The organism is Zestomonas ipomoeae (assembly GCF_057128665.1).
In genome coordinates this window covers 114,294-139,699 of the sequence record NZ_JBSKHQ010000009.1, presented here as the reverse complement: position 1 = coordinate 139,699, position 25,406 = coordinate 114,294, and the positions used below count along the sequence as shown (strand labels likewise).

General features: G+C 65.3%; 20 protein-coding genes. 12 read left to right on the top strand and 8 right to left on the bottom strand.

What is annotated here, in order from left to right:
- The first annotated feature begins 97 nt into the window (after positions 1-97).
- From ACWKV7_RS12220 to ACWKV7_RS12205, 4 genes are all read left to right on the top strand, one after another.
- Complete coding sequence (locus ACWKV7_RS12220; RefSeq protein WP_483857943.1) at positions 98-460, top strand: ArsC family reductase; 363 nt, start codon at positions 98-100, stop codon at positions 458-460.
- Positions 461-613: 153 nt separating this feature from the next.
- Positions 614-1,648, top strand: coding sequence for a 2,3,4,5-tetrahydropyridine-2,6-dicarboxylate N-succinyltransferase (gene dapD / locus ACWKV7_RS12215; protein WP_483857942.1), 1,035 nt, complete (start codon positions 614-616; stop codon positions 1,646-1,648).
- 78 nt (positions 1,649-1,726) lie between these two features.
- Positions 1,727-2,932: an aminotransferase class V-fold PLP-dependent enzyme gene (locus tag ACWKV7_RS12210; protein ID WP_483857941.1), complete on the top strand. Its 1,206-nt coding sequence runs from the start codon at positions 1,727-1,729 to the stop codon at positions 2,930-2,932.
- Positions 2,929-3,339, top strand: a complete 411-nt coding sequence (locus tag ACWKV7_RS12205) for a SufE family protein (protein ID WP_483857940.1) — start codon at positions 2,929-2,931, stop codon at positions 3,337-3,339. The genes ACWKV7_RS12210 and ACWKV7_RS12205 overlap by 4 nt, the downstream gene beginning before the upstream one ends.
- 11 nt (positions 3,340-3,350) lie before the next feature.
- Here the strand turns inward: ACWKV7_RS12205 and ACWKV7_RS12200 are convergent, their stop codons facing one another.
- Both ACWKV7_RS12200 and tcdA read right to left on the bottom strand, forming a co-directional pair.
- On the bottom strand, positions 3,351-4,100 hold the full coding sequence (locus ACWKV7_RS12200; protein ID WP_483857939.1) for a substrate-binding periplasmic protein: 750 nt from the start codon (positions 4,098-4,100) through the stop codon (positions 3,351-3,353).
- 141 nt (positions 4,101-4,241) lie between these two features.
- Positions 4,242-5,048 (bottom strand): tRNA cyclic N6-threonylcarbamoyladenosine(37) synthase TcdA, encoded by an 807-nt coding sequence (gene tcdA, locus ACWKV7_RS12195; protein ID WP_483857938.1) that lies wholly within the window; start codon positions 5,046-5,048, stop codon positions 4,242-4,244.
- Between the two features lie 263 nt (positions 5,049-5,311).
- On the opposite strand from tcdA, the gene ACWKV7_RS12190 reads away from it, so the two are divergent.
- The 4 genes from ACWKV7_RS12190 to ACWKV7_RS12175 all read left to right on the top strand — a co-directional run bounded on the left by ACWKV7_RS12190 (position 5,312) and on the right by ACWKV7_RS12175 (position 10,561).
- Positions 5,312-7,900: a glycosyltransferase gene (locus tag ACWKV7_RS12190; protein WP_483857937.1), complete on the top strand. Its 2,589-nt coding sequence runs from the start codon at positions 5,312-5,314 to the stop codon at positions 7,898-7,900.
- Between the two features lie 251 nt (positions 7,901-8,151).
- Positions 8,152-9,300, top strand: a complete 1,149-nt coding sequence (gene dapE, locus ACWKV7_RS12185; protein WP_483857936.1) for a succinyl-diaminopimelate desuccinylase — start codon at positions 8,152-8,154, stop codon at positions 9,298-9,300.
- Positions 9,300-10,106: a putative RNA methyltransferase gene (locus tag ACWKV7_RS12180; RefSeq protein ID WP_483857935.1), complete on the top strand. Its 807-nt coding sequence runs from the start codon at positions 9,300-9,302 to the stop codon at positions 10,104-10,106. Before dapE ends, ACWKV7_RS12180 begins: the two co-directional genes overlap by 1 nt.
- An 83-nt stretch (positions 10,107-10,189) precedes the next feature.
- Positions 10,190-10,561, top strand: coding sequence for a hypothetical protein (locus tag ACWKV7_RS12175; protein ID WP_483857934.1), 372 nt, complete (start codon positions 10,190-10,192; stop codon positions 10,559-10,561).
- 62 nt (positions 10,562-10,623) lie between these two features.
- Here the strand turns inward: ACWKV7_RS12175 and ACWKV7_RS12170 are convergent, their stop codons facing one another.
- The 5 genes from ACWKV7_RS12170 to ACWKV7_RS12150 all read right to left on the bottom strand — a co-directional run bounded on the left by ACWKV7_RS12170 (position 10,624) and on the right by ACWKV7_RS12150 (position 15,557).
- On the bottom strand, positions 10,624-10,833 hold the full coding sequence (locus ACWKV7_RS12170; RefSeq protein WP_483857933.1) for a cold-shock protein: 210 nt from the start codon (positions 10,831-10,833) through the stop codon (positions 10,624-10,626).
- Between the two features lie 221 nt (positions 10,834-11,054).
- Positions 11,055-12,053, bottom strand: coding sequence for a DUF4340 domain-containing protein (locus tag ACWKV7_RS12165; RefSeq protein WP_483857932.1), 999 nt, complete (start codon positions 12,051-12,053; stop codon positions 11,055-11,057).
- 13 nt (positions 12,054-12,066) lie between these two features.
- Positions 12,067-13,899, bottom strand: coding sequence for a Gldg family protein (locus tag ACWKV7_RS12160; protein WP_483857931.1), 1,833 nt, complete (start codon positions 13,897-13,899; stop codon positions 12,067-12,069).
- Between the two features lie 3 nt (positions 13,900-13,902).
- Complete coding sequence (locus ACWKV7_RS12155) at positions 13,903-14,637, bottom strand: ABC transporter permease subunit (protein WP_483857930.1); 735 nt, start codon at positions 14,635-14,637, stop codon at positions 13,903-13,905.
- On the bottom strand, positions 14,634-15,557 hold the full coding sequence (locus ACWKV7_RS12150) for an ABC transporter ATP-binding protein (RefSeq protein WP_483857929.1): 924 nt from the start codon (positions 15,555-15,557) through the stop codon (positions 14,634-14,636). The genes ACWKV7_RS12155 and ACWKV7_RS12150 overlap by 4 nt, the downstream gene beginning before the upstream one ends.
- Before the next feature lie 247 nt (positions 15,558-15,804).
- On the opposite strand from ACWKV7_RS12150, the gene plsB reads away from it, so the two are divergent.
- From plsB to ACWKV7_RS12130, 4 genes are all read left to right on the top strand, one after another.
- Entirely contained in the window at positions 15,805-18,291 is a 2,487-nt protein-coding gene (gene plsB, locus ACWKV7_RS12145) for a glycerol-3-phosphate 1-O-acyltransferase PlsB (protein WP_483857928.1), read from the top strand.
- A 624-nt stretch (positions 18,292-18,915) separates the two neighbouring features.
- Positions 18,916-19,659 carry a COG4705 family protein gene (locus ACWKV7_RS12140; RefSeq protein WP_483857976.1) on the top strand — a complete coding sequence of 248 codons (744 nt, stop codon included), beginning with the start codon at positions 18,916-18,918 and terminating at the stop codon, positions 19,657-19,659.
- Between the two features lie 101 nt (positions 19,660-19,760).
- A complete protein-coding gene (locus ACWKV7_RS12135) occupies positions 19,761-21,458 on the top strand; it encodes a phosphoethanolamine transferase (protein WP_483857927.1) in 1,698 nt (565 codons plus the stop codon).
- Between the two features lie 140 nt (positions 21,459-21,598).
- Positions 21,599-22,276: a DUF4197 domain-containing protein gene (locus ACWKV7_RS12130; RefSeq protein WP_483857926.1), complete on the top strand. Its 678-nt coding sequence runs from the start codon at positions 21,599-21,601 to the stop codon at positions 22,274-22,276.
- 55 nt (positions 22,277-22,331) lie between these two features.
- Here the strand turns inward: ACWKV7_RS12130 and ACWKV7_RS12125 are convergent, their stop codons facing one another.
- The gene (locus tag ACWKV7_RS12125) at positions 22,332-25,406 is read right to left on the bottom strand and encodes an efflux RND transporter permease subunit (protein ID WP_483857925.1); all 3,075 of its coding nucleotides are present in this window, start codon (positions 25,404-25,406) and stop codon (positions 22,332-22,334) included.

Below are 25,406 nucleotides of genomic sequence, written 5' to 3'. Positions count from 1 at the left end.
TCCGACCGGCTCGGCGACGCGACGAGCAAGCGCACGCAACCACTCGGCGATGTCGTGGCATAATTCGTTCTTTGCAAGAAATAAGCTCAAGGGCCCAATGACCGTGAACGGTAAAGCGCTACGACTTTTCGGCATCAAAGCGTGCGACACCATGAAGAAAGCCCGGACCTGGCTCGAAGCCCAGGGCCTGGACTACGAATTCCACGATTACAAAACCGCCGGCATCGACCGCGCCAGCCTCACCCGCTGGTGCACCGAGCATGGTTGGGAAACCGTGTTGAATCGCGCCGGCACCACGTTTCGCAAACTGGACGAAGCGCAGAAGGCCGATCTCGACCAGGCCAAGGCCATCGACTTGATGCTCGCCCAGCCGTCGATGATCAAGCGCCCGGTGCTCGACCTCGGCGACCGTACCCTGGTCGGCTTCAAGCCGGACCTGTACGCCGCCAACCTGAACTGACCCATGAACCTCGCGGCCATGCCCTGCCCGTACTCGCGGTTCTGCCGCAGGCGGGTGCCTGGCGCGCGACAACGATCGTCACTGCCTGACTGCGTCTTCCGGCGCACCGCGCGCGACCGGTACCTCTTCCGATCTTTTGCATAGGAATCCACCATGTCACAGTCCCTCTACAGCCTGGCCTTCGGTGTCGGCACCCAGAACCGCCAGGGCGCCTGGCTGGAAGTGTTCTACGCACAGCCGCTGCTGAATCCGAGCGCCGAACTGGTCGCCGCCATCGCACCGCTGCTCGCCTATGCCGGCGGCAACCAGGCCATCGCCTTCAGCACCACCCAGGCGTCCGACCTGGCCAATGCACTCAAGGGCATCGATGCCGCGCAGGGCGCGCTGCTCACCCGCCTGGCCGAAAGCCATCGGCCGCTGGTCGCCACGCTGCTGGCCGAGGATGCCGCACCGACCTCCACGCCAGAGGCCTACCTCAAGCTGCACCTGCTCTCCCACCGCCTGGTCAAGCCCCATGGCCTGAACCTCGGCGGCATCTTCCCGCTGCTGCCGAACGTCGCCTGGACCAGCCAGGGCGCGGTGGACCTGGCCGAACTGGCCGAGCGCCAGCTGGAAGCGCGCCTGAAGGGCGAGCTGCTGGAGGTGTTCTCGGTGGACAAGTTCCCGAAAATGACCGACTACGTGGTGCCGGCCGGCGTGCGCATCGCCGACAGCGCCCGCGTGCGCCTGGGTGCCTACATCGGCGAAGGCACCACGGTGATGCATGAGGGCTTCGTCAACTTCAACGCCGGCACCGCCGGCCCGGGCATGATCGAAGGCCGCGTCTCCGCAGGCGTGTTCGTCGGCAAGGGCTCGGACCTTGGCGGCGGCTGCTCGACCATGGGTACCCTGTCCGGCGGCGGCAACATCGTCATCTCCGTCGGCGAAGGCTGCCTGATCGGCGCCAACGCCGGCATCGGCATTCCGCTGGGCGACCGCAACACCGTGGAGTCCGGCCTGTACGTCACCGCTGGCACCAAGGTGGCGCTGCTCGACGAGCAGAACAACCTGGTGCGGGTGGTCAAGGCGCGCGAACTGGCCGGCCAGCCGGACCTGCTGTTCCGCCGCAACTCGCAGACCGGCGCCGTGGAATGCAAAACCCACAAGTCGGCCATCGAACTCAACGAGGCCCTGCACGCACACAACTAAGAGGAGCGGCGGCAAGCTGCAGGCGACGAGCTGCATGTTGTTTGCAGTCGGCTTGCGGCTTGTGGCTTGAAGAAGCTTATGGCTCTCGACTCGCCCTGGCGTAGCGACTTCCCCGGCATCCTGGCCCTCGAAGGCGATGGCCAGACCTACCTGGACAGCGCCGCCACGGCGCAGAAACCCCAGGCCCTGCTGGACGCACTGCATGGCTATTACGCTGGCGGCGCCGCCAACGTGCATCGCGCCCAGCATCTGCCAGGCGAACGCGCCACCCGTGCCTTCGAGACGACCCGCAGCAAGCTCGCGTGCTGGCTGAACGCGGTCGCGCCGGCAGAAATCGTCTTCACCCACGGCGCCACCGAAGCCTTCAACCTGCTGGCCTACGGGCTGGAGAAGCAGTTCCGGCCCGGCGACCAGATCGTCGTCAGTGCGCTGGAGCACCACGCCAACCTGTTGCCCTGGCAGCAACTGGCACGGCGTCGCAACCTCAAGCTGGTGGTGCTGCCGCTGACTGCCGCCGGCCTGGTCGACCTGGATGCCGCCCGCGAGCTGATCGGCGACAGGACCCGGCTGCTGGCGGTCAGCCAACTGTCCAACGTGCTCGGCCGCTGGCAACCGCTGACCGAGTTGCTGGCGCTGGCCAGGGCCCAGGGCGCGCTGACCGTGGTAGACGGTGCCCAGGGCGCGGTGCATGGACGGCACGACATGCAGGCGCTCGGTTGCGACTTCTACGTGCTGTCCAGCCACAAGCTCTACGGCCCCGACGGCCTCGGCGTGCTCTACGGTCGCAGCCAGGCCCTGGAACGCCTCGCCCACTGGCAATTCGGCGGCGAGATGGTGCGCCTCGCCCACTACCAGAGCGCAGAGTTCCGCGGCGCGCCCCTCGGTTTCGAAGCCGGCACCCCGCCGATTTCCGCGGTGATCGGCCTAGGGGCCAGCCTGGATTACCTGGCCGGCCTGAACGAAGCCGAGGTGGCCGGGCACGAGGCCGCCCTGCATTTGAAACTGCTCGCCGGCCTGGCGGCGCGCGACGGCATTCGCCTGCTCGGCGAGCCGCAGGTCGCGCTGGCCAGCTTCGTCGCCGACGGCATTCACCATGCCGACCTTGCCCACCTGCTGACCGACCAGGGCATCGCCGTCAGGGCCGGCCACCATTGCGCGATGCCGCTGCTCGAGCGCCTCGGCCTGGCCGGTACGCTCAGGGTGTCGCTGGCGCTATACAACGATTTCCACGACCTCGAGCGCTTCTTCGCCGCCCTCGACAAGGCCCTGGAGTTGCTGCGATGAGCCTGCCCTGCGCCGCCCAGGAAGCGCTGAAGGCCTTCGCCGGTTGCGCCGGCTGGGAACAACGGGCCCGTCTGCTGATGCAATGGGGCGAGCGACTGGAACCGCTGCGCGACGAGGAAAAGCAGGCCATCCACCGTGTGCACGGCTGCGAAAGCCAGGTCTGGCTGGTGGGCCAGGTGCAGGACGGGCACTGGCACTTTCGCGCCGATAGCGATGCGCGACTGTTGCGCGGCCTGCTCGCGGCGCTGCTGGCGCGGGTCAATGGATTGAGCGCAGAAGAACTCGAAGCAGTGAACCTGCCCGACTGGTTCGCCCGGCTCGGCCTGGCCCGGCAGCTTTCGCCGTCGCGCAGCAATGGATTGAACGCCGTGCTGGTGCGCATGCGCGAACTGGCGCTCAGCCCCTGAGCCCAGCCGCTCTAAGGCTGCCAGTAGGCGGCGCGCCCCTCGTCAAGGGCACGCTGCAACGCCTGCAACCGACCGTTCTCGCGCAGGGGTTGCAGCGCCTGCTCGAAGGCCTGCAGCAGTGCCTGGCCACGAGCGTCCTTGCGCAACAGCAGGGTCAGCTCGTTCTGTCCGAGCAGGCGTGGGTGGTGTACCAGCCGCAGGCGTTCCGCCTCGTCGAACTGCCGCTGCAACATGCTGTAGCCCACCGCTCGGTCCTGAGGATGCAGATCTGCGCGACCGGCGAGCAGCAAACGCAGCCCGAGATCCTCGCGGCTGTTCTGCAACAGCGTCAGACGCCCGGCGGCACGGGCGTCGTCGAACGCAAAGCCGTAGGAATAGCCCTGGGTCACGGCGATCCGGTAGCGCTCCAGGTCGGCGATGCCCTGCCAATCGAAGTCCAGGTCGCGCCGGTGGAACAGCACTGCCTGGGAGATCGCCAGTGGCTTGGCGCATAGGCTGAACCGGCTGCGCTCGGCGGTGCAGATGTACGGCATGATGCCGTCCAGCTCGCCCCTCTGCAGCAAATGCGCATCCCGTTCCCAGGGGTAGAAGTGGAACTGCACCTGGTAACCGGCCCGAGCGAACGCGGCGCGAATCAGCCTTCCCATGGGGCCGGCATCCTCGCGTTGCGACTCGACATAGGGTGTCCATTCGCCCGTCCCAATGCGTACCAGCCGATCCTCGGCCGCCTCGACAAGCTGGACCGACAGGAGCAACGACACGAAAATGCTGCCGATCAAGCGACCTGGTCTCAACCGCCACCTCCGCCGGAACCCGGCTGCGCCGTAGGTTTTGCCTATCAGTATCGCGGCTTTGGCGCGCGCCGCCAGTCACCCGAGCGACGCCGGCGCCGACTGACCGAGTCAGCCGGTCGATAGACGCTCCGCTGGCCGCCGCGCACCCGCCACCAGCTTGTCCACCGCCCTGGCGGCGGCAACCATGCCGAAGCTGGCGGTGACCATCATGGCGGCGCCGAAGCCGCCGGCGCAGTCCAGCTTCACCCCTTCGCCGACGAAGCTCTTGGCCTGGCAGACGCCACCGTCCGGCTTGGGATAGCGCAACTGCTCGCTGGAGAACACACAGGGCACGCTGTAGTGGCGACCCGGCGTGCGGGAAAAGCCATAGTCGCGGCGCAGCGTCGAGCGCACCTTGGCGGCCAGCGGGTCGTTGAAGGTCTTGTTCAGGTCGGCAACCTGGATCTGCGTGGGATCGATCTGTCCGCCTGCACCGCCCGTGGTGACGATCTGGATCTTGCGCCGCTTGCACCAGGCGATCAGCGCGGCCTTGGCCGGAACGCTATCGATGCAGTCGATCACCGCATCGAGCTGTTCGGTGATGTACTCGGCCATGGTCTCGCGAGTAACGAAGTCGGCGACCGCGTGGACCACACAGGCGGGGTTGATGGCCCGGATGCGCTCAGCCATCACCTCGACCTTGGCCTTGCCGACGGCGCCTTCCAGCGCGTGGATCTGCCGGTTGGTGTTGGTCACGCAGACATCGTCGAGGTCGAACAGCGAAATCTCGCCGACGCCGGAACGGGCCAGCGCCTCGGCGGCCCAGGACCCTACGCCGCCAATGCCGACCACCGCCACATGGGCCGCAGCCAGGCGCGCCAGTCCCGCCTGGCCGTACAGCCGGGCGATACCGCCGAATCGTTCGTCAGTGTTCATGCTCATTACCTCGCGATCAGGCGCGCATTATAGGAACCCCGGCGGCGCCTCCCAAGCGGCATCGCCCCGAACCTCGCGCAGGGGTCGCCGCCCTGCGCCTGGCATGAAACTTACCCCGCCCATGGCTGCCCAACCTCGGCAAGCGACCCTGCCTTGGCGCTCGCTGGAAGGGAGCTAGGCAGGTTTCAAGAGCAAGAGTAGGATGCGCGCCAGCGGCGCTCGCCGTTCCTTATTCCGTTCCGTCCTTGGAACCTGAAATCCAGATGCCTGCACATAAATTCGGAATCAACCTGGTGGTGGTCCTTGCCGTGGCCGCCTTGTTCACTGGCCTGTGGGCGCTCTACAACCGCCCGGTACCGGTACCGGACTGGCCGGAACAGATCGCCGGCTATTCCTTCTCCCCGTTCCGGCTGGACCAGAATCCTCAGCAGAACCGCTATCCGACCGAAGAGCAGATGCTCGAGGACCTGGAGCTGCTCAGCACGCAGACCGACAACGTGCGCACCTATTCGGTGGAGGGCAGCCTGGCGGCCATTCCCCGACTGGCCGAGGAGCTCGGCATGCGCGTCACCCTGGGCATCTGGATCAGCCCGGACAAGGAACGCAACGAGCGGGAGATCGCCAAAGGCATCGAGTTGGCCAACGAATCACGCAGCGTGGTGCGCGTGGTGGTCGGCAACGAGGCGCTGTATCGCGAAGAGGTCACCCCCACGGAACTGATCGGCTACCTCGACCGGGTGCGCGCCGCGGTGAAAGTCCCGGTGACGACCGCCGAGCAATGGCATATCTGGAACCAGTATCCGCAACTGGCCAAGCATGTCGACCTGATCGCCGCGCACGTCCTGCCTTACTGGGAGTTCGTGCCGATGGAAGACTCGCTGGACTTCGTGCTGGAGCGCGCCAAGGAACTCAAGCAGACCTTCCCACGCAAACCCCTGCTGCTCGCCGAGGTCGGCTGGCCGAGCAACGGCCGCATGCGCGGCGGCGCCGATGCCTCCCAGGCGGACCAGGCCATCTACCTGCGCAAGCTGGTCAACAAACTCAATGCCAAGGGCTACAACTACTTCATCATCGAAGCCTTCGATCAGCCGTGGAAGGCCAGCGACGAGGGCTCGGTCGGTGCCTACTGGGGCGTGTACAACGCCGAGCGTCAGCCCAAGTTCGCCTTCGAAGGCCCGGTGGTGGCGGTGCCGCAGTGGCGCGTGCTGGCCGTGGGCGCCGGGGTGCTGGCGCTGCTCGCCCTGGCCCTGCTGCTGATCGACAGCAGCGCACTGCGCCAGCGCGGCCGCACCTTCCTCACCGTGGTGGCGTTCGCTTGCGGCTCGGTACTGGTGTGGATCGGCTATGACTACAGCCAGCAATACAGCACCTGGTTCAGCCTGACCGTCGGGCTGCTGCTGGCACTCGGCGCGCTGGGCGTGAGCATCGTGCTGCTGACCGAAGCCCATGAGCTGGCCGAGGCGGTCTGGACACGCAGCCGCCGACGGCCGTTCCATCCCGTCACCGGCAGCGACGCCTACCGACCCAAGGTCTCGATCCACGTGCCCTGCTACAACGAGCCGCCGGAAATGGTGAAACAGACCCTCAACGCCCTGGCCCGGCTGGATTACCCGGACTTCGAAGTGCTGGTGATCGACAACAACACCAAGGACCCGGCGGTCTGGGAGCCGGTGCGCGACTACTGCGAGGCCCTCGGCCCGCGCTTTCGCTTCTTCCATGTCGCGCCCTTGGCCGGCTTCAAGGGCGGCGCGCTGAACTACGTGCTGGAGCGAACCGCGCCGGATGCCGAGGTGGTGGCGGTGATCGACTCAGACTACTGCGTGAATACCGACTGGCTGAAGCACATGGTGCCGCACTTCGCCGACCCGCGAATCGCCATCGTGCAATCGCCCCAGGACTACCGCGACGACCGCGAATCGCTGTTCAAGAAGCTCTGCTACGCCGAATACCGCGGCTTCTTCCATATCGGCATGGTGACCCGCAACGACCGCGACGCGATCATCCAGCACGGCACCATGACCATGACCCGCAAGAAGGTGCTCGATGAGCTGCGTTGGTCAGGTGACTGCATTACCGAAGACGCCGAGCTGGGCCTGCGCATCTTCGAGCGCGGCTACTCGGCTGCCTACTCCTCGCAGAGCTTCGGCAAAGGTCTGATGCCGGACACCTTCATCGACTTCAAGAAACAGCGCTTTCGCTGGGCCTATGGCGCCATCCAGATCATGAAGAGCCATGGCCGTAGCCTGCTGCTGGGCAAGGGCAGCCAGCTGACCCGCGGCCAGCGCTACCACTTCCTCGCCGGCTGGCTGCCGTGGATCGCCGACGGCCTGAACATTTTCTTCACCATCGGCGCCTTGCTCTGGTCGGCGGCGATGATCATCGTGCCGCAGCGGGTCGACCCGCCGCTGATGATCTTTGCCATTCCGCCGCTGGCGCTGTTCTTCTTCAAGCTGGGCAAGATCCTGTTCCTCTACCAGCGCAGCGTCGGGGTGAGCATGAAGGACGCCGCCAGCGCGGCCCTGGCCGGCCTGGCGTTGTCCCACACCATTGCCAAGGCAGTGCTCTACGGATTCTTCACCCGCGGCATCCCGTTCTTCCGCACACCGAAGATGCGCAGCAACAGCGGCCTGGCAGTGGCCATGGCGGAAGCCCGCGAGGAGCTGTTCGTGATGCTGCTGCTGTGGGGCGCGGCGGCGGGCATCACCCTGGTCGAGGGATTCCCCGGTCTCGACGTGATCTGCTGGGTGGCGGTGTTGCTGGTGCAGTCGCTGCCTTATGCCGCCGCCCTGGCCATGGCTCTGCTGTCTTCATTGCCCAGGGCAGCGGAGCAAACGCAGCCGGCAACCGCCTGACACCCGAGCCGGCGCGACCCCGCCCAGCGCGCAGGTCGCGCGCCCCATCGCCCGCACAGACGGTGAACAAGCAGCACGGGCCGGGACGATACTGGCCCGCGCGGGGGCGCAGGCGAAGCAGCAGCGTTTGCGCACTGCCTACGCGCATTGCGAACCGTCGAATAACCGAGCGCTGCCGTTTGCACGCAGCCTGAAAGGCGCCATTTTGCTTTAACATGGCGAGCTTTCCGCCAGCCGCTTTCGGAGCCGTAATGACCACCGCCGCCCTCTCCCCCACCTTGGAACTCGCTTGCGAGCTGATCCGCCGCCCCTCCGTCACCCCCCTGGACGAGGGCTGCCAGGAGTTGATGATGCGCCGGCTGGCCGAGCTGGGCTTCGCGGTGGAGCCGATGCGTATCGAGGACGTGGACAATTTCTGGGCCCGCCGTGGCGGTGCAGAGGGCCCGGTCCTGTGCTTCGCCGGGCATACCGACGTGGTGCCGACCGGTCCGGAACAGGCCTGGCAGCACCAGCCCTTCGATGCGCTGATCGACGAGCAGGGCATGCTCTGCGGCCGCGGCGCGGCGGACATGAAGGGCAGCCTGGCGGCGATGCTGGTGGCGGTCGAACGCTTCGTCGGCGATCATCCTAACCACCGGGGCGCCATCGCCTTCCTCATCACCAGCGACGAGGAAGGTCCGGCCCACCATGGCACCAAGGCGGTGGTCGAGCGCCTCGCCGCACGCAACGAGCGGCTGGACTGGTGCATCGTCGGCGAGCCGTCGAGCACATCGCTGGTCGGCGATGTGGTGAAGAACGGCCGTCGCGGCTCGCTCGGCGCCAAGCTCATGGTGCGCGGCGTGCAAGGCCATGTGGCCTACCCGCACCTGGCGAAGAACCCGATCCACCTGGCCGCCCCGGCCCTGGCCGAGCTGGCCGCGGAGCACTGGGACGACGGCAACGCGTTCTTCCCGCCGACCAGTTTCCAGGTTTCCAACATTCTCTCCGGTACCGGCGCCACCAACGTGATTCCTGGCGAACTGACCGCCATCTTCAACTTCCGCTTCTCCACCGAGTCCACGGTCGAAGGCTTGCAGCAACGGGTTGCCGCGATTCTCGATAAACATGGCCTGGACTGGCACGTTGAGTGGGCGTTGTCCGGCCTGCCGTTCCTCACCGAACCCGGTGCGCTGCTCGACGCGGTGGCCGCCAGCATCAAGACGGTCACCGGCCGCGATACCACGCCCTCCACCTCCGGCGGCACCTCCGATGGCCGCTTCATCGCCACCCTGGGCAGCCAAGTGGTCGAGCTCGGTCCGGTCAATGCCACCATCCACCAGATCAACGAGCGGGTGCTGGCCAGCGATCTAGACCTGCTGACCGACATCTACTACCAGACCCTCGTGAAGCTGCTCGCCTGATGCTGATCTGCCCGCTCTGCCAGGCGCCGCTGCAGGCGGTCGACAATGGCGTCGCCTGCCCAGCCAACCACCGTTTCGACCGCGCACGCCAGGGTTACCTGAACCTGCTGCCGGTGCAGCACAAGAACAGCCGCGATCCTGGCGACAACGCGGCCATGGTCGAAGCCCGCAGGAGCTTTCTAGAAGGCGGCCACTATGCGCCGCTGGCGCGGCGTCTCGCCGAACTGGCCGCCGAACGCAGCCCGGCGCGCTGGCTGGATATCGGCTGCGGCGAGGGCTACTACACCGCACAACTGGCCGACGCCCTACCCCAGGCCGACGGCTATGCCCTGGACATCTCCCGCGAGGCCATCAAGCGTGCCTGCCGCCGTGCCCCGCGATTGAACTGGTTGGTCGCGAGCATGGCCCGCGTGCCACTGGCCGACGCCAGTTGCCAACTGCTGGCCAGCGTGTTCAGTCCGCTCGACTGGCAGGAAGCCGAACGCCTGCTCGCCCCTGGCGGCGGCCTGCTGCGCATGGGACCGACCCAGGAGCACCTGCTGGAACTGCGTGCCCGCCTGTACGACGAGGTGCGGCCCTACGACGACCGCAAGCATCTGACGCTGATCCCCGACGGCATGCGCCTGGCCCATAGCGAAACCCTGAGCTTCAAGCTGCAACTGGCCAGTGCCGAGGCCCGTGCCGATCTGCTGGCGATGACCCCGCATGGCTGGCGGGCCAGCGCTGAACGTCGTGCGGCAGTCACCTCCGAAGCCTTCGAGGTCACTGTAGCGATTCGCTACGACTGGATCGAAAGAATGCCGTGAGCCGGGATTTTCCCGGCCGACAACCAGGTACAGAATGCTTCACCAGGCCATCACCGGCCGACCGACATTTCACGGGAATTGCCATGCGCCAACCGGATATCGAGATCTACCTGAAGGATGCCGACCACCAAGCCATCACCGGCTGGTTGAGCGAAGCCCTTGGCCCCTGCTCGGACTGGCGACAGAAAGGCCAGACCTACAAGTGCATGGCCGGCGACATACCCGTCACCTGGCTGCCGAAGGCCGTGGGTAAGTGGCATAGCCTGCTGCTGGAAAGCGATGCCACACCCTGGGCCGACGACCTTGCCTGTGCCCGTGCGGCCCATGCCGCTCTGAACGTGGAAGTCCGCTGCGCGCCGGGTGGCTGGCAGGAAGATGAAGGTGTGGAGCAGGCCGACCGCTGGATGCGCGTCAGCGCAGATGGTGAAGAGGAAATCACCTGGCGCACCGACTGACCGCCAGGCATCAACCGCAGAAAGCGAAAGGCCCGTCAGTGACGGGCCTTTTGCCGGGGGTCTTAGACTCTGGCGACGTCTTCCGCCTGCAAGCCCTTCTGACCTTGAATCACCGAAAACTCCACTTGCTGGCCTTCGACCAGGGAGCGGTGCCCCTCGCCGCGGATAGCACGGTAGTGGACGAACACGTCCGGGCCGCTTTCGCGCTGAATGAAGCCATAGCCCTTGGAATCATTGAACCACTTGACGGTTCCGATCTCACGATCAGCCATTACCACTCTCTCCAACTCGCATTGTTTTTATTGCCCCCGGAAGGGCCTCGACGGTTCGGCAAAAACGTTCTTCTTATTTATATCCAACCCCGGCCGAAGCTAACTTGGAGCGGGTATAGGAATCGCGTTCTCAAATTCGACCGCTTCGGCAGTATAAAGCAAGCACTCCGACTGAAAAGCACTTTTTTCCGAAAGCCCGCACGCTTAGTGCCGCAAGGGGTTCAGCCGTTTTCCGGGGCTTCTTTGGCAAGCAGGTCGCGCAACTTCTTGGCTAATGCCTGGTATTGATAAGTCTCCAGGCGATAGGCCCAATCCGCTTTACCGGGCAACTGTTCGGCAGGTATGTCGTGGCGCTTGTCGACAACCAACCAGTACTGTTCGCCCTGTTGATGCAGCGCTCCGTCGAGCTCACCGCCGGAGAACGTCCGCAGGCTGAACTGCAACTTCGGTTTGCCTTCGAAGCGCACCTGCGCCAGCGGCGCGGCATCGGCGAACTCCAACCGGGCGAACAGCGTGGCCATGCCGTTAGCCGCCGCCTCGTAGGCCAGGCTCTTGCCCTTGGGCAGTTGTTTGACCTTGAGGTTGGGCTCGTCCTCGCTGTCGCGATAGAGCGTCAGGCGCTCGCCATCGGCATAGCGCACGTCGAGCGCCTTGACGCTGGCAAAGGGAATGGCGGCGACGCGCCGGTCGAGCCAGGCCAGCTCGTTCTCCGGCACGTCCAGCGTGCGGTCGATCAGCCAGACCTGGTTCTCGCCCGCCAGCCGCACCAGTTGGCCGCTGCCCTGCTGTGCCGGGTTGCCCAGATAGACGCGCAGCGGCGCAGCATCGTCCCGCTCGATGCCGACCAACGTGGCCCGCTCGCCGTCGTCGCCGGTTTCGGCCAGGCCAAGGCGGCCGTGGTACAGCGGGTTTGAGGTCTTAGCCTCGACCTTCTTCGCCTCGGCCAGACCACGCAACAGCGCCACCAGCGGCTCGCCATCCGCCGGATAGCCGGCCTTGGCCGGTACCACCCAGGCGTCGCCCCGGCGCTCGAGGCGCACCGCCGGCTGTCCTGGGCGCTGCACGTCAACGGCGCTGACCTCGCCCAGTTGGCCCTGCAGGCCGGGCAGCAGCGGCGCGCTGGCAGCCGCGTCGGGCTGCCGCTCACGCTGCAGCCAGGCAAAGGTCACGATCAGCACCACGGCGGCCAGCGCCAGCCATATCAGACTCTTGCGTCCCATTTCGCTCTCCTTCTCAACCGCGACGCCGGCGCCACAGCCACAGCGCCAGCACGAGGAATGTCAGCAACAACGGCACCAGGGCGATGTTGACGAACTTCAGCGTGCGCCCCAGCGCCTCGATATCGGCGTTGAGCTGGTAGCGCACTTCGCGCAGCTCCTTGCGGATCTTCAGCTTCTCCTGGATGAACTGCTGCACCGCGGCCTGCTGTTCCGGAGTGAGTTCCAGGGCCTTGGTCGGGTCGTCGCTCTGCTGCAGGGCGGCAAGCTTCTGCTCGGTGTCGGCCAGGCGCTGCTGCAGGGCCTGCTCCTTCTCGCGGAAGCGCACCTCGGCTTCGCGCTGCAGCTCCTCGACCACGTCGAACGGGCGGCTGAAGCGACCGCGGGAGCGAATGCTGATCAATGCATCGGAACCAGCCAGGTTATCCAGCGCATTGATGGCGAAGCCGGCGTTGTCGGCGAACGGCTGCGGAATGCGCTGGCCGAAGAAGTCCTGCACGCGCACCCACATGCGGTCGGTGAGCAGGTCGGTGTCGGCCACGGCGATCACGTTGATCTGCTCGGCTTCCTTCAGGCCGTCCTTGCGTCCTTCGATGCCCTCGGGGAACGCCGACTTGGCCGGGCCGCTGAGGCGCGCGGCAATCGCGTAGCGCTCGCCGGTCGGATCGAGGTCGCGGATCAGCTCTTCCGGGTTACTCAGCATGGCCAGCCGCTGGGCGTCGAACGGCATGGCGTATTCGGAGCTTTGCAGCAGCGGGTGGAAGGTGGTCTTGGCGCCCTCGATGGGTTCGAGGATACCGGCGGTGGCGACCGTCACGCTCTCCAGGCCGGCGGTAGTCACGTCCTGTTGATCCAGCGCGCGCTGCGGCAGGCTCAACCAGGCGGCATGACGTACCGGGCGCTGGCCCTGGCCCATGCTCACGGCCATGGCATAGGACCCGTCGCCAAGCACCTTGGCGGGGAGCAGGCGCACACCCCAGGCCTTGAACAGCGGCTCAAGATCGGAAGACCGCGCGCCGGCCGGCTCGCCGGGCATGTCCATGCCATTGTCGGCCTCGCTGAACGGATCGACGAACACCAGCAGCTTGCCGCCACGCAGCACGAACTGGTCGATGGCGTAGAGCGTCTGCTCGGGCAACTGCTTGGGATGCACCAGCATCAGCACCGACACCTTCTCGGGGATCTGGTCGACGCCGCTCTTCAGGCTCTCTATGGTGAACAACTGGCGAATCTCTTCCATCACCATCCACGGCGGGGTCGGCTGGCGGGCGGCCATATCGAAGCCGCCGTTGAGCTGCAGGCCGGACAGAACACCGACCACCGGCCTCTCGGGCTTGGCCAGGCTCTGCACCAGGCGGCTGATTTCGTATTCGAGGAACTCTTCCTGATCCATCGGGAAGAACGGAATGATCTGCGTATTGTCCAGACTGTTGGTTCCGGCCAGGCCGAAATAGACCTGGTCGCCGCCCTGGTTCAGCGGTACCGCCTGCAGGCCGAACTCGGCGGCCTTGTCCTCGTCCTCGGAGAACGGTTCCGGATCGACGATGTGCAGCTTGATCTTGCCGTCCGCCGCGCGCTCGTAGGCTTTGAGCATTTCCTCCACGCGCTTGGCGTAGTTGCGCAGCACCACCAGGTCCTTGGCGGTCTTGTCGGAGTAGAAGAAGTACAGGTTGATCGGCTCGTCCAGCTCGTTGAGGATGCGCTTGGTGCCGTCGGAAATGGTGTAGAGCTTCTGCTCGGTCAGGTCCAGGCGGGCATCGGTGAAGGCCAGGCTGGACACCATGTTGAAGGCAAGGAACGCCAGGGCGATCAACAGCAGCCCGGCGCCGGAGTACATGAGTTTTTTCATAGGTCAGTCAGCCTTTTTCAAGTCGACCACCACGGCGGTGGCGGCCAGCCAGGCGGCGATCAGGGTGACGAAATAGAGCAGGTCGCGCAGGTCGATCACGCCCTTGCTGATGGCATCGAAGCGAATCAGGAAGCTCAGCGAGGCCACCGCGTCGATCAGCCATTGCGGCGCCCAGGCATTGAACGCATCCAGCACCAGCGGGAAGCCGCTGACGATGAACAGGAAGCACACGCTGACGGTGAGGATGAAGGCGATCACCTGGTTCTTCGCCAGCGCCGACATGCACGAGCCGATGGCCAGGTAGGAGCCGGCCAGCAGCCAGCTACCGAGGTAGGCGGTGAAGATTGCGCCGTTGTCCGGCTCGCCCAGGTAGTTGACGGTGAACACCATCGGGAAGGTCAGCAACAAGGCGATGCCGGCGAAAGCCCAGGCCGCGAGGAACTTGCCCAGCACCGCTTCGGCGCGGGTGATCGGCAGGGTCATCAGCAGCTCGATGGTGCCGGCCTTGCGCTCCTCCGCCCACAGGCGCATGGCGATAGCCGGCACCAGGAACAGGTAGAGCCACGGGTGAAAGTTGAAGAACGGCGCCAGATCGGCCTGGCCACGCTCGTAGAAGCCGCCGAGGTAGAAAGTGAAGACCCCGGACAGCACCAGGAAGATGAGGATGAACACATAGGCCAGCGGCGTGGCGAAGTAGCTGGCCAGCTCGCGCTTGAAGATCACCGACAGCTGCTTCATAGCGCCACCCCCCGGGTCAGGTTACGGAACACTTCGTCCAGTCGGCCGCGCTCCACGTCCAGCTCCTTCACTTTCCAACCGCGTTGATGAATCAGGGCATTGACCTGCGGGAAGATCACCTGGCCGGGCTGCGCCAGCAGGGTCAGGCTATGGTCGATGGGGTTTTCCTCGACCCCCGCGACACCCGGCAGGGCGCTCAGGGCGGCCTGGTCCAGCTCGCCCTCCGCCACCAGGGTCACCGCCTGGTGATAGCGCGAGCGGCTCTCCAGCTCCAGCGGCGTGCCGTCGGCCACCAGCTTGCCATTGGCGATCACCACCGCGCGGGTGCAGACCGCAGTGACTTCTTCGAGGATATGGGTGGAAATGATGACGATCTTGTCCTTGGCCAGGCTCTGGATCAGCCCGCGGACCTGATGCTTCTGGTTGGGGTCGAGGCCGTCGGTGGGCTCGTCGAGGATCAGCACCTTGGGATCGTGCAGGATCGCCTGGGCCAGGCCGACCCGGCGCTTGAAGCCTTTGGACAGGGTCTCGATGGACTGGTCGAGCACCTTCTCCAGTTCCACCTGGGCGACGGCCCGGTCCACCCGCTGGCGCTTCTCGGCACCACGATAACCGCGCACCTCGGCGATGAACTCAAGAAAGCCGCGCACACGCATGTCGCCATAGCAGGGCGCGCCTTCGGGCAGGTAGCCGATCTGCCGTTGAGCCTTGAGCGTGTCGGTCTGGATATCGCAACCGAGAATGCTCGCCGTGCCGGAGGTCGGCGCCAGGAAACCGGTGAGCATCTTCATGGTGGTGGACTTGCCGGCGCCGTTGGGGCCGAGAAATCCCAGCACTTCCCCCTCGCGAACGCTGAAGGACAGCCCGTCCACGGCGGTGTGTTGTGCAAAACGCTTGGTCAGGTTTTTTATTTCGATCATGGCCTCTCACCATTACGGTAAAAGCCCACCCGTTCGCCAGGGCGGCACCGGGCCGGGCCTTCTGCAACGACGCCGGACTATATGGGGATGGCCGAAGCCATTGCAAGGCATTGCAGTTGCAACGCATTTCCACGCCGAGCCCTTGCCAGGCCCTGTCGGCCGGGCGCTGGGGTTTTGCCGGATGTCGACGGATGCGGCACACTAGCGCCCCCGAGCAAATGCTCGTTTTTTCAGTCACAGAATTCGTATGACCCGCTCCCCGTTCCGCCGCCTCGCCTTCGGCAGTCTGCGCCGCCTGCTGTACCTCTGGGTTCGCTCGGAGACCATCAATCAATCGGCCTTCAGCCTCCGGCTCGACCCCGGCAAGCCGGTGTTCTACGTGCTGCAGCAACCATCGATGAGCGACCTGGCGGTGGTGGATACCGAGTGCACCAAGGCCGGGCTGGCGCGGCCGGTGCTGCCGGTGGTGACCGCCGGGCTGGACGAGCCGGCGGCGTTCTTCTACCTGGCGCCGGAAGCCGACTGGTTCGGGCGCCGGCAGGACAAGCGCGGCGTGTCGCCGACCCTGGTGCGCCTGCTCGACGCCATCGGCAAGGACGCAGCCGAGGATGCGCAGATCGTGCCGGTCAGCGTGTTCTGGGGCCAGTCGCCGGATCGCGAGACCAGCCCGTGGAAGCTGCTGTTCGCCGACAGCTGGGCGGTTACCGGGCGTTTGCGGCGCCTGGTCAGCATCCTGATCCTCGGCCGCAAGACCCGCGTGCAGTTCTCCGCACCGATCCATCTGCGCGAGCTGGTCGACCAAGGCAAGGGCGAGGAACGCACCCTGCGCATGGTCAACCGCATCCTGCGCGTGCACTTCCGCAACCAGAAGGCGGCGGTCATCGGTCCGGACCTGTCGCATCGACGCAACCTGGTGAAGGGCCTGGTACGCGGCCCGCTGGTGCGCCAGGCGATTGCCGAGGAGGTCGAACGGGAGAAGATCTCCCCGGAAAAGGCCGAGGCCCAGGCACTGAAATACGGTAACGAGATCGCCTCGGACTTCGCCTATACCGCCATTCGCTTCCTCGAAGTGGTGCTGTCGTGGTTCTGGAACAAGATCTATGACGGCATCAAGGTTCACCATATCGAGCGCGTGCAGGACGTGGTGCATGGCCACGAGGTGATCTATGTGCCCTGCCACCGCAGCCACATCGATTACCTGCTGCTGTCCTACCTGCTGTTCCGCAACGGCCTGACCCCTCCGCACATCGCCGCCGGCATCAACCTCAACATGCCGGTGATCGGCGGTCTGCTGCGCCGCGGCGGCGCCTTCTTCATGCGCCGCACCTTCAAGGGCAACCCGCTTTACACCGCGGTGTTCAACGAATACCTGCACAGCCTGTTCAGCAAGGGCTTCCCGGTGGAGTACTTCGTCGAGGGCGGGCGCTCGCGCACCGGGCGTATGCTGCAGCCGAAGACCGGCATGCTGGCCATCACCCTGCGCAGTTTCCTGCGCTCCTCGCGCCTGCCGATCGTTTTCGTGCCGGTGTACATCGGCTACGAGCGCGTGCTGGAGGGCCGCACCTACCTGGGCGAGCTGCGCGGTGCGGCGAAGAAGAAGGAATCGATCTTCGACATCTTCAAGGTCATCGGCGCGCTCAAGCAGCGCTTCGGCCATGTCTGGGTCAATTTCGGCGAGCCGATCAAGCTCAACGAATTCCTCGACCACGAACAACCGGGCTGGCGCCAGGAAGACCTGGGGCCGCAGTACCGCCCTGCCTGGCTCAACGACACCACCAATCGCCTGGCCGAACGCGTGGCCCAGCACCTGAACGAGGCGGCGGCGATCAACCCGGTCAACCTGGTGGCCCTGGCCCTGCTCTCCACCAGCAAGCTGGCACTGGACGAGAACGCCCTGGCGCGCATCCTCGACCTGTACCTGACACTGCTGCGCCGCGTGCCCTACTCCGAGCACACCACGCTGCCCGAAGGCGACGGCCGCAGCCTGATCGATTACGTGATGAGCATGGACCTGCTCGCCGAGCAGAAGGACGCCCTGGGCAAGATTCTCTACCTGGACGAGCAGAACGCCGTCCTGATGACCTATTACCGCAACAACGTGCTGCACATCTTCGCCCTGCCGGCGCTGCTGGCCTGCTTCTTCCAGAGCAGTGCACGCATGAGCCGCGAACAGATCCTGCGCTATACCAGGGCGCTCTACCCCTACCTGCAGGCCGAACTGTTCATCCGCTACGAGGTGGATGAGCTGGACGCCGTGGTGGACCAGTGGCTGGAAGCCTTCATCGAACAGGGCCTGCTGAAGTTCGAGAACGACGTCTACGTGCGCCCGGCACCCAGCTCGCGGCAATTCGTCCTGCTCACCCTGCTGGCCCGCACCATCGTGCAGACCCTGCAGCGCTTCTACATGGCCACCGCCCTGCTGCTCAACGCCGGGCAGAACGTGCTCTCCGCCGAAGAACTGGAGAACCTCTGCACCGTGATGGCCCAGCGCCTGTCGATCCTGCACGGCCTCAACGCCCCGGAATTCTTCGACAAGAGCCTGTTCCGCCACTTCATCCAGACCCTGCTCGACCAGCGCGTCCTGCGCCAGGACGAAGCCGGCAAGCTCAGCCACCATCCGCTGCTCAGCGAACTGGCCGAAGGCGCCGCCAAGCGCGTACTGCCGGCGGAGATTCGCCTGTCGATTCGCCAGGTGGCAATGGACCAGGCGGAAGAGACGGCAGAGGCAGTCTGATACCCACCGCAAAAACAACCCAGGCCGCGTTTGCGGCCTGGGTCGTTCAACCCGGGATTAGTGCCAGGAAATGGTATCGCCATTAGTGCAGGCGGCATTCTTTTCTAGCCAGCCCCTCGGGATTCATGTTCTTACGGGCCTGCCGTTCTGGTCTTTGCGACCCTCGATGTCCTCTTTCACTGCAAAGCGATAGGTCGCCCGAGAACCGGTGGACGTTCAGCCACAGGGACGATGGCTTCCATACCCGGCAGGCGGTGCACGACAGCAAGCTGATCGAAGGGCGCGGTAACAGCACCAACCCCAACGCGCTGCAGGTCTGGCTCGGCCGACCGGAGCCGACATCGGCTGTTCAAGCTGGCAGCCCTGGCAGACGGCCCCTACCGCCTGCGCGCTATCACCGACGCCGGCCCGGCTCCCTGACCGAGCTGCGGCCGGCGCGGGCTCACGCCGACCGCCTCACGATACCCTTCGATGTGCCATCCGGCAGACGGTTGCCCTGCCGCCGAAAACCAACCTGTTCTTGATGAATCCTTGACGGATTTTTCACCCCCTGCCTTCTACCGTGCTCGCACTGTCACACCGGCCTCCGGGCCGACTCGTCCCTCCCCCTACGAGCACTTTCGGATGAACAAACTGCCTGAAATAACCCTGGCTTTCTGGGTCATGAAAATCTGCGCCACCACGCTGGGTGAAACCGCCGGCGATTTGCTGTCGATGACCCTGAACATAGGCTATGCCCTGAGCACACTGCTATTGCTCAGCGTATTTTTCGCCACGCTGATGGGCCAGCTGGCGACGCGCCGTTACCACCCCGCGCTCTACTGGAGCGTGATCCTGGCCACCAGTACCGCGGGCACCACGCTGTCGGACTTCATGGACCGCACCCTGGGCCTCGGCTACGCCAGCGGCTCGGCCATTCTGCTCGGCCTGTTGCTGACGACGCTGCTGGTCTGGCGCCTGAGCGAGAAGTCCTTGTCGGTCGATCGGATCGCTAGCCGCAAAGGGGAATTGTTCTACTGGGCGACCATCCTGCTCTCCAACACCCTCGGCACCGCGCTGGGCGATTACCTCGCGGACGATTCCGGCCTGGGCTTCGCAGGTGGCGCGGCGCTCATCGGCAGCTTGCTGGCACTGATTGCAGTCCTGCACTGGCGCCGCCTGATGCCGCCCGTGGCGCTGTTCTGGCTGGCCTTCGTGCTGACCCGACCGTTTGGCGCGACGCTGGGCGATTTCCTCAGCAAGACCCATGAACAGGGCGGGCTCGGATTCGGCACCATCGGCTCTTCGGCGGTTCTCGCCGCAGTGCTGGTCGCGCTGGTGGCCTGGGCGATGCGCGGCCATTCCAGACCCGCTGCCAGCATGGCCTGAGCAAACTCGATGACGGTCGGCACCTGACCCGCCACACGTTTCCAACCCGCTCCGCGCGCCGCCAAGCCGGCGCTCCTGCTTCGCCTCGGCTGAGAGATACCGTGCAAACAGACCACTCGAAACATGACGATGCCAACGCCCGGACGCCGGGCACGTCTCATCTGAACCGCTCGATGCTGATCCTGCTGACCGCACTCTGGCTGCTGCTCTGGGACAACCTACCGTTCTGGCGCGTGGTCTGGAACGGGGTCGACGGTTGGCAGAACGACAATTGGCTGTTCCTGCTCAGCCTGCCGTTGTTCGCCTTGCTCTGGATCTATCTGCTGCTCAGTGCGCTGGCCTGGGGACGTGCGACCAAGTGGGTGCTGGGCCTGTCGCTGCTGGTCTGCGCGGCGGCCAGCTACTTCATGAACAGCTACGGCATCGTGATCGACTACGACATGCTGGAGAACGTGCTGCAAACCGACCGCAGCGAAGTGCTGGAGCTGACGAGCTGGCACCTGCTGGCCTGGCTGTTGTGCGCGGGGGTAGCCCCACTGGTGGTATTGAGTCGGTTGCGGGTCTCGCGGCGCGGATGGCGGCGCGAGCTAACCGCCAAGCTGGCCAGCATGCTGCTGGCGCTGGCCTGCCTGCTGGGCATCGTCCTGACGCAATACCAGTCCTATGCCTCGCTGGTGCGCAACCACCGGGAGATCCGCCTGCTGCTGACACCCTCCAACCTGCTGTCTGCCATGCATGGCTATGTACGCCGAAAGCTCCAGACGCCAGACACCTTGCAGGTCACTGGCGCCGATGCCCGGCGGCGCAGTGAAACGGCCACCCGGGACAAACCAAGACTGGCGGTGGTAGTGGTCGGCGAAACGGCACGAGCCGCGAACTTTTCGCTCAACGGCTATGCCCGCGATACCAACCCCGAGCTGAGCAAGGAAGGCGTCATCAGCTTCACCCATGCCAGCTCTTGCGGCACCGCCACTGCCATTTCGGTCCCGTGCATGTTTCTCGACGTCGACCGTAGCGATTACAAGGAGTCGCTGGCGCGCAACCGGGAGGGGCTGCTGGATGTGCTGCAACGCGCCGGCATCAAGGTGCTCTGGCGGGACAACAATTCCGGCTGCAAGGGAGCGTGCGACCGGGTGCCGAGCGAAGACCTCTCGCACGGAAACGTCCCCACCCTGTGCCAGGACGGCGAATGCCATGACGGGATCCTGCTCGACGGTCTCCAGGCCTACCTGGACACTCTCGACGACGATGCGGTGATCGTGCTGCACATGAAAGGCAGCCATGGGCCGGCCTACTTCAAACGCTATCCCACCGACTTCACCAGGTTCTCCCCCGTATGTGACAAGAACGAACTGGACCAATGCACCATCGCCAGCATCGTCAATGCCTACGACAACAGCCTGGCCTATACCGATCACGTTCTGGCGCAGACCATCGAACTGCTCAAGGCCAATGCCCGACGGTTTGACACCGCCATGCTGTACATGTCCGACCATGGCGAATCGCTGGGCGAGAGCGGCATCTACCTGCACGGCCTGCCATATGCCATGGCGCCCAGCGAACAGACGCATATTCCAATGATCCTCTGGTTGTCCCAGGACCTCCAGCAACATGCCAACCTCCCGGCGCGTTGCCTGGAGGGTCTGCGAGACAAACCTTGGTCGCACGACAACCTGTTCCATTCGGTGCTTGGCCTGATGGAGGTGCAGACGTCGGCCTATCGGCCAGCACTCGATTTGTTCAGCCAGTGCCTGGCACCGGAGGGCAAACTCGCGGGCGTGGCAGCGGCACGCCTGTGAAACGACACGGCACCCGCCAAAGAACGGAGCGTTCGCACCGCTTGCGAGCCGGGAATCCGCGGCAATCGCCACCATGCCTTTGCCTTGATCCGGCTCTCCGCTAAGCTCGCAACACCTGTCCCCTCTGGAAGATGCCCGCCATGTTGCGCCTCACCGCCCTGCTCGCCGGCCTGACCCTCTCGGTCAGCGCCTTTGCCCTCTCCCTCGCCGATCTCACCCAGCAGGACGCCACCGGCGGTCTGCGCGATGCCCTGGCGCAGGGGGCGAAAATCGCCGTGCAGCAACTTGGCCGGCCGGGCGGCTTCAGCGCCAATCCGGAAGTGCGCATCGAACTGCCCGGCCAGCTCGGCAAGGTGGCGAAGAAAATGAAGCAATTCGGCATGGGCGCCCAGGTCGAGCAGCTCGAAGCCAGCATGAACCAGGCCGCGGAAGCCGCCGTACCGCAGGCCCAGGCGCTGCTGCTGAACGCGGTGAAGAAGATGACCGTGCAGGACGCCAAGGCCATTCTTGCCGGCGGCCAGGACTCGGCCACCCGCTACCTCGACCGCTCCAGCCGCGAGCAGTTGCGCAGCCAGTTTTTGCCCATCGTCAAACGCGCCACCGACCAGGTCGGCCTGGCCCAGCAGTACAACGCCTTCGCCGGCCAAGCCGCCACATTCGGCGTGATCGACACGAAGAGCGCGAATGTCGAAGGCTATGTGACCGAGCAGGCGCTCGATGGCCTGTTCGAGGTCATTGCCAAGCAAGAAGCGAGCATTCGGCAAAATCCGGCCGGCGCCGCCACCAGCCTGGCGAAGAAAGTATTCGGCGCGCTCTGACGGGAAGCTCCTGCGGAAATGAAAAGCCCGGTCGATTGACCGGGCTTTTTGCGTTTCAGCTTGCGGCAGGCTTCTTCACCCTGAACCAGGCGGCGTAGAGCGCCGGCAGGAACAGCAGGGTCAGTGCGGTGGCAACCACCAGGCCGCCCATGATCGCCACTGCCATCGGCCCGAAGAAGATGCTGCGCGACAGCGGGATCATCGCCAGCACCGAGGCCAGCGCGGTCAGCACGATGGGCCGGAAGCGGCGCACCGTGGCTTCGATGATGGCATGCCAGCGATCCAGCCCGGCCTCGATGTCCTGCTCGATCTGGTCCACTAGGATCACCGAGTTACGCATGATCATGCCCGCCAGGGCGATGGTGCCGAGCATGGCGACGAAGCCGAACGGCTGGCGGAACACCAGCAGGAACAGCGTCACGCCGATCAGGCCCAGCGGCGCGGTCAGGAACACCATGGCCGTGCGCGAGAAGTTCTTCAACTGGGCCATCAGCAGCGTCAGCACCACCACGATGAACAGCGGCACGCCGGCATTCACCGAGGATTGGCCGCGCTGCGAATCCTCCACGGTACCGCCCACCTCGAGCAGGTAGCCATCCGGCAACTCGGCGCGGATCGGTTCGAGGCTCGGCAGGATCTGCTTGACCAGGCTGGCCGGCTGCTCCTTGCCATAGATGTCGGCACGCACCGTCACGCTGGGCAGGCGGTTGTAGTGCCAGATGATGCCTTCCTCGAAGCCGTAGTCGAAGTTGGCGATCTGCGACAACGCGACGCTCTTGCCGCTATCGGTGGGCACCGCCAGGCTCGGCAGCAGCGACAGGTCCTGACGCTCGCGGGGCGTGCCGCGCAGCAGGATCTCGATCAGCTCGTTGCCTTCGCGGTACTGGCTGACACTGGAACCGGACAGCGAACTCTGCAGGAAGCGCGACACGTCGGCGGTGCTCACGCCCAGCGCGCGGGCACGGTCCTGATCGATCTTCAGCTTCACCACCTTGCTCGGCTCTTCCCAGTTCAGGTGCACGTTCACCACGTGGGGGTTCTCGCGCACCTTGTCGGCCACCTTGCGGGCCAGCGCACGGACCTCCTCGATGTGCTCGCCGGAGACGCGGAACTGGATCGGGTAACCCACCGGCGGACCATTCTCCAGGCGGGTGACCCGGCTGCGCAGGCTGGGGAAGTCCTTCTCCAGGCGCTCGATCAGCCAGTTCCGGATGTTCTCGCGGTCCTCGATGGACTTGGCCAGCACCACGAACTGGGCAAAGCTCGCGGCCGGCAACTGCTGGTCCAGCGGCAGGTAGAAGCGCGGCGAACCGGTGCCGACGTAGGCCACGGTATTGTCGATGCCGGGATGGTCCTTGAGCATTGCCTCCAGGCGTTTGACCTGCTCTTCGGTGGCGCGCAGCGAGGCGCCCTCGGCGAGCTTGAGATCGATCATCAGCTCGAGGCGCCCGGACGCCGGGAAGAACTGCTGGGGTACGAAACGGAACAGCACCACCGACGCGACGAAGGCACCGATGGTCAGCAGGATCACGGTCTTGCGCCGCTTGACGCACCACTCGACCACACGTCGGACCCGCTGGTAGAACGGCGTGGCGTAGGGATCGAAGCCCTGTTCGCTGCCGCCATGCTTGGCCGCGTGCAACTTGGCCAGGTCCGGCAGCAACATGGCGCCGAGATAAGGCACGAACACCACCGCGGCGACCCAGGATGCCAGCAGCGCAATGGTCACCACCTGGAAGATCGATCGCGTGTATTCGCCGGTACCGGACTGCGCGGTGGCGATCGGCAGGAAACCGGCGGCGGTGATCAGGGTGCCGGTGAGCATCGGGAAGGCGGTACTGGTCCAGGCATAGCTGGCCGCTTTCAAGCGGTCGAAGCCCTGCTCCATTTTGATCGCCATCATCTCCACGGCGATGATCGCATCGTCCACCAGCAGGCCGAGCGCCAGCACCAGGGCGCCGAGGGAAATCTTGTGCAGGCCGATGTCCAGGTAGTACATGGTGGCGAACGTCATTGCCAGCACCAGCGGGATGGATAGCGCCACCACCAGGCCGGTGCGCACACCCAGGGAGAAGAAGCTCACCAGCAGCACGATGGCCAGCGCCTCCATCAGAACCTGGACGAACTCGCCGACGCCAGCCTTCACCGCGGCCGGCTGGTCGGAGACCTTGCGCAGCTGCATGCCGGCCGGCAGGGTTTCCTGCAGGCGAGCGAACTCGTGCTCCAGCGCCTTGCCCAGCACCAGGATGTCGCCGCCGCTCTTCATCGACACCGCCAGGCCGATGGCATCCTCGCCCATGAAGCGCATGCGCGGGGCGGGCGGGTCGTTGAAGCCGCGATTGACCTCGGCAACGTCACCGATGCGGAAGGTGCGGTCGCCCACGCGAATCGGGAAGTTGCGGATTTCTTCCACCGACTCGAAGCGACCGCTGACGCGCAACTGCACGCGCTCGCTGGGCGTCTCGAAGAAACCGGCGGCAGCCACCGCGTTCTGCTCCTCAAGGGCCTGCTGCACGGCTTGCAACGGCAGTCCGAGGGTGGCCAGCTTGACGTTGGACAGCTCGATCCAGATCTTCTCGTCCTGCAGGCCGAGCAGCTCGACCTTGCCGACGTCCTTGACCCGCTGCAGTTGCAGTTGCAGGCGATCGGCATAGTCCTTGAGCACGGCATAGTCGAATCCGTCGCCGGTCAGGGCATAGATGTTGCCGAAGGTGGTGCCGAATTCGTCATTGAAGAACGGCCCCTGCACACCCTGCGGCAGGGTGTAGCGAATGTCGCTGACCTTCTTGCGGATCTGGTACCAGAGCTCGGGGATATCCTTGGAGTGCATGGAATCGCGGGCCATGAAGGTGACCTGGGACTCGCCCGGCCGGGAGAACGAGAAGATCTTCTCGTACTGGCCGGTTTCCATGAGCTTCTTCTCGATGCGCTCGGTGACCTGGCGGGACACCTCCTCGGCGCTGGCGCCCGGCCACACGGTCCGTACCACCATGGCCTTGAAGGTGAACGGCGGGTCTTCGCTCTGGCCCAGCTTGGAGTAGGACAGTGCGCCGACGATACCCATCAGCAGCATGATGTAGAGCACGATCTGGCGATTGCGCAACGCCCAGGCGGAAAGGTTGAAGCCCAT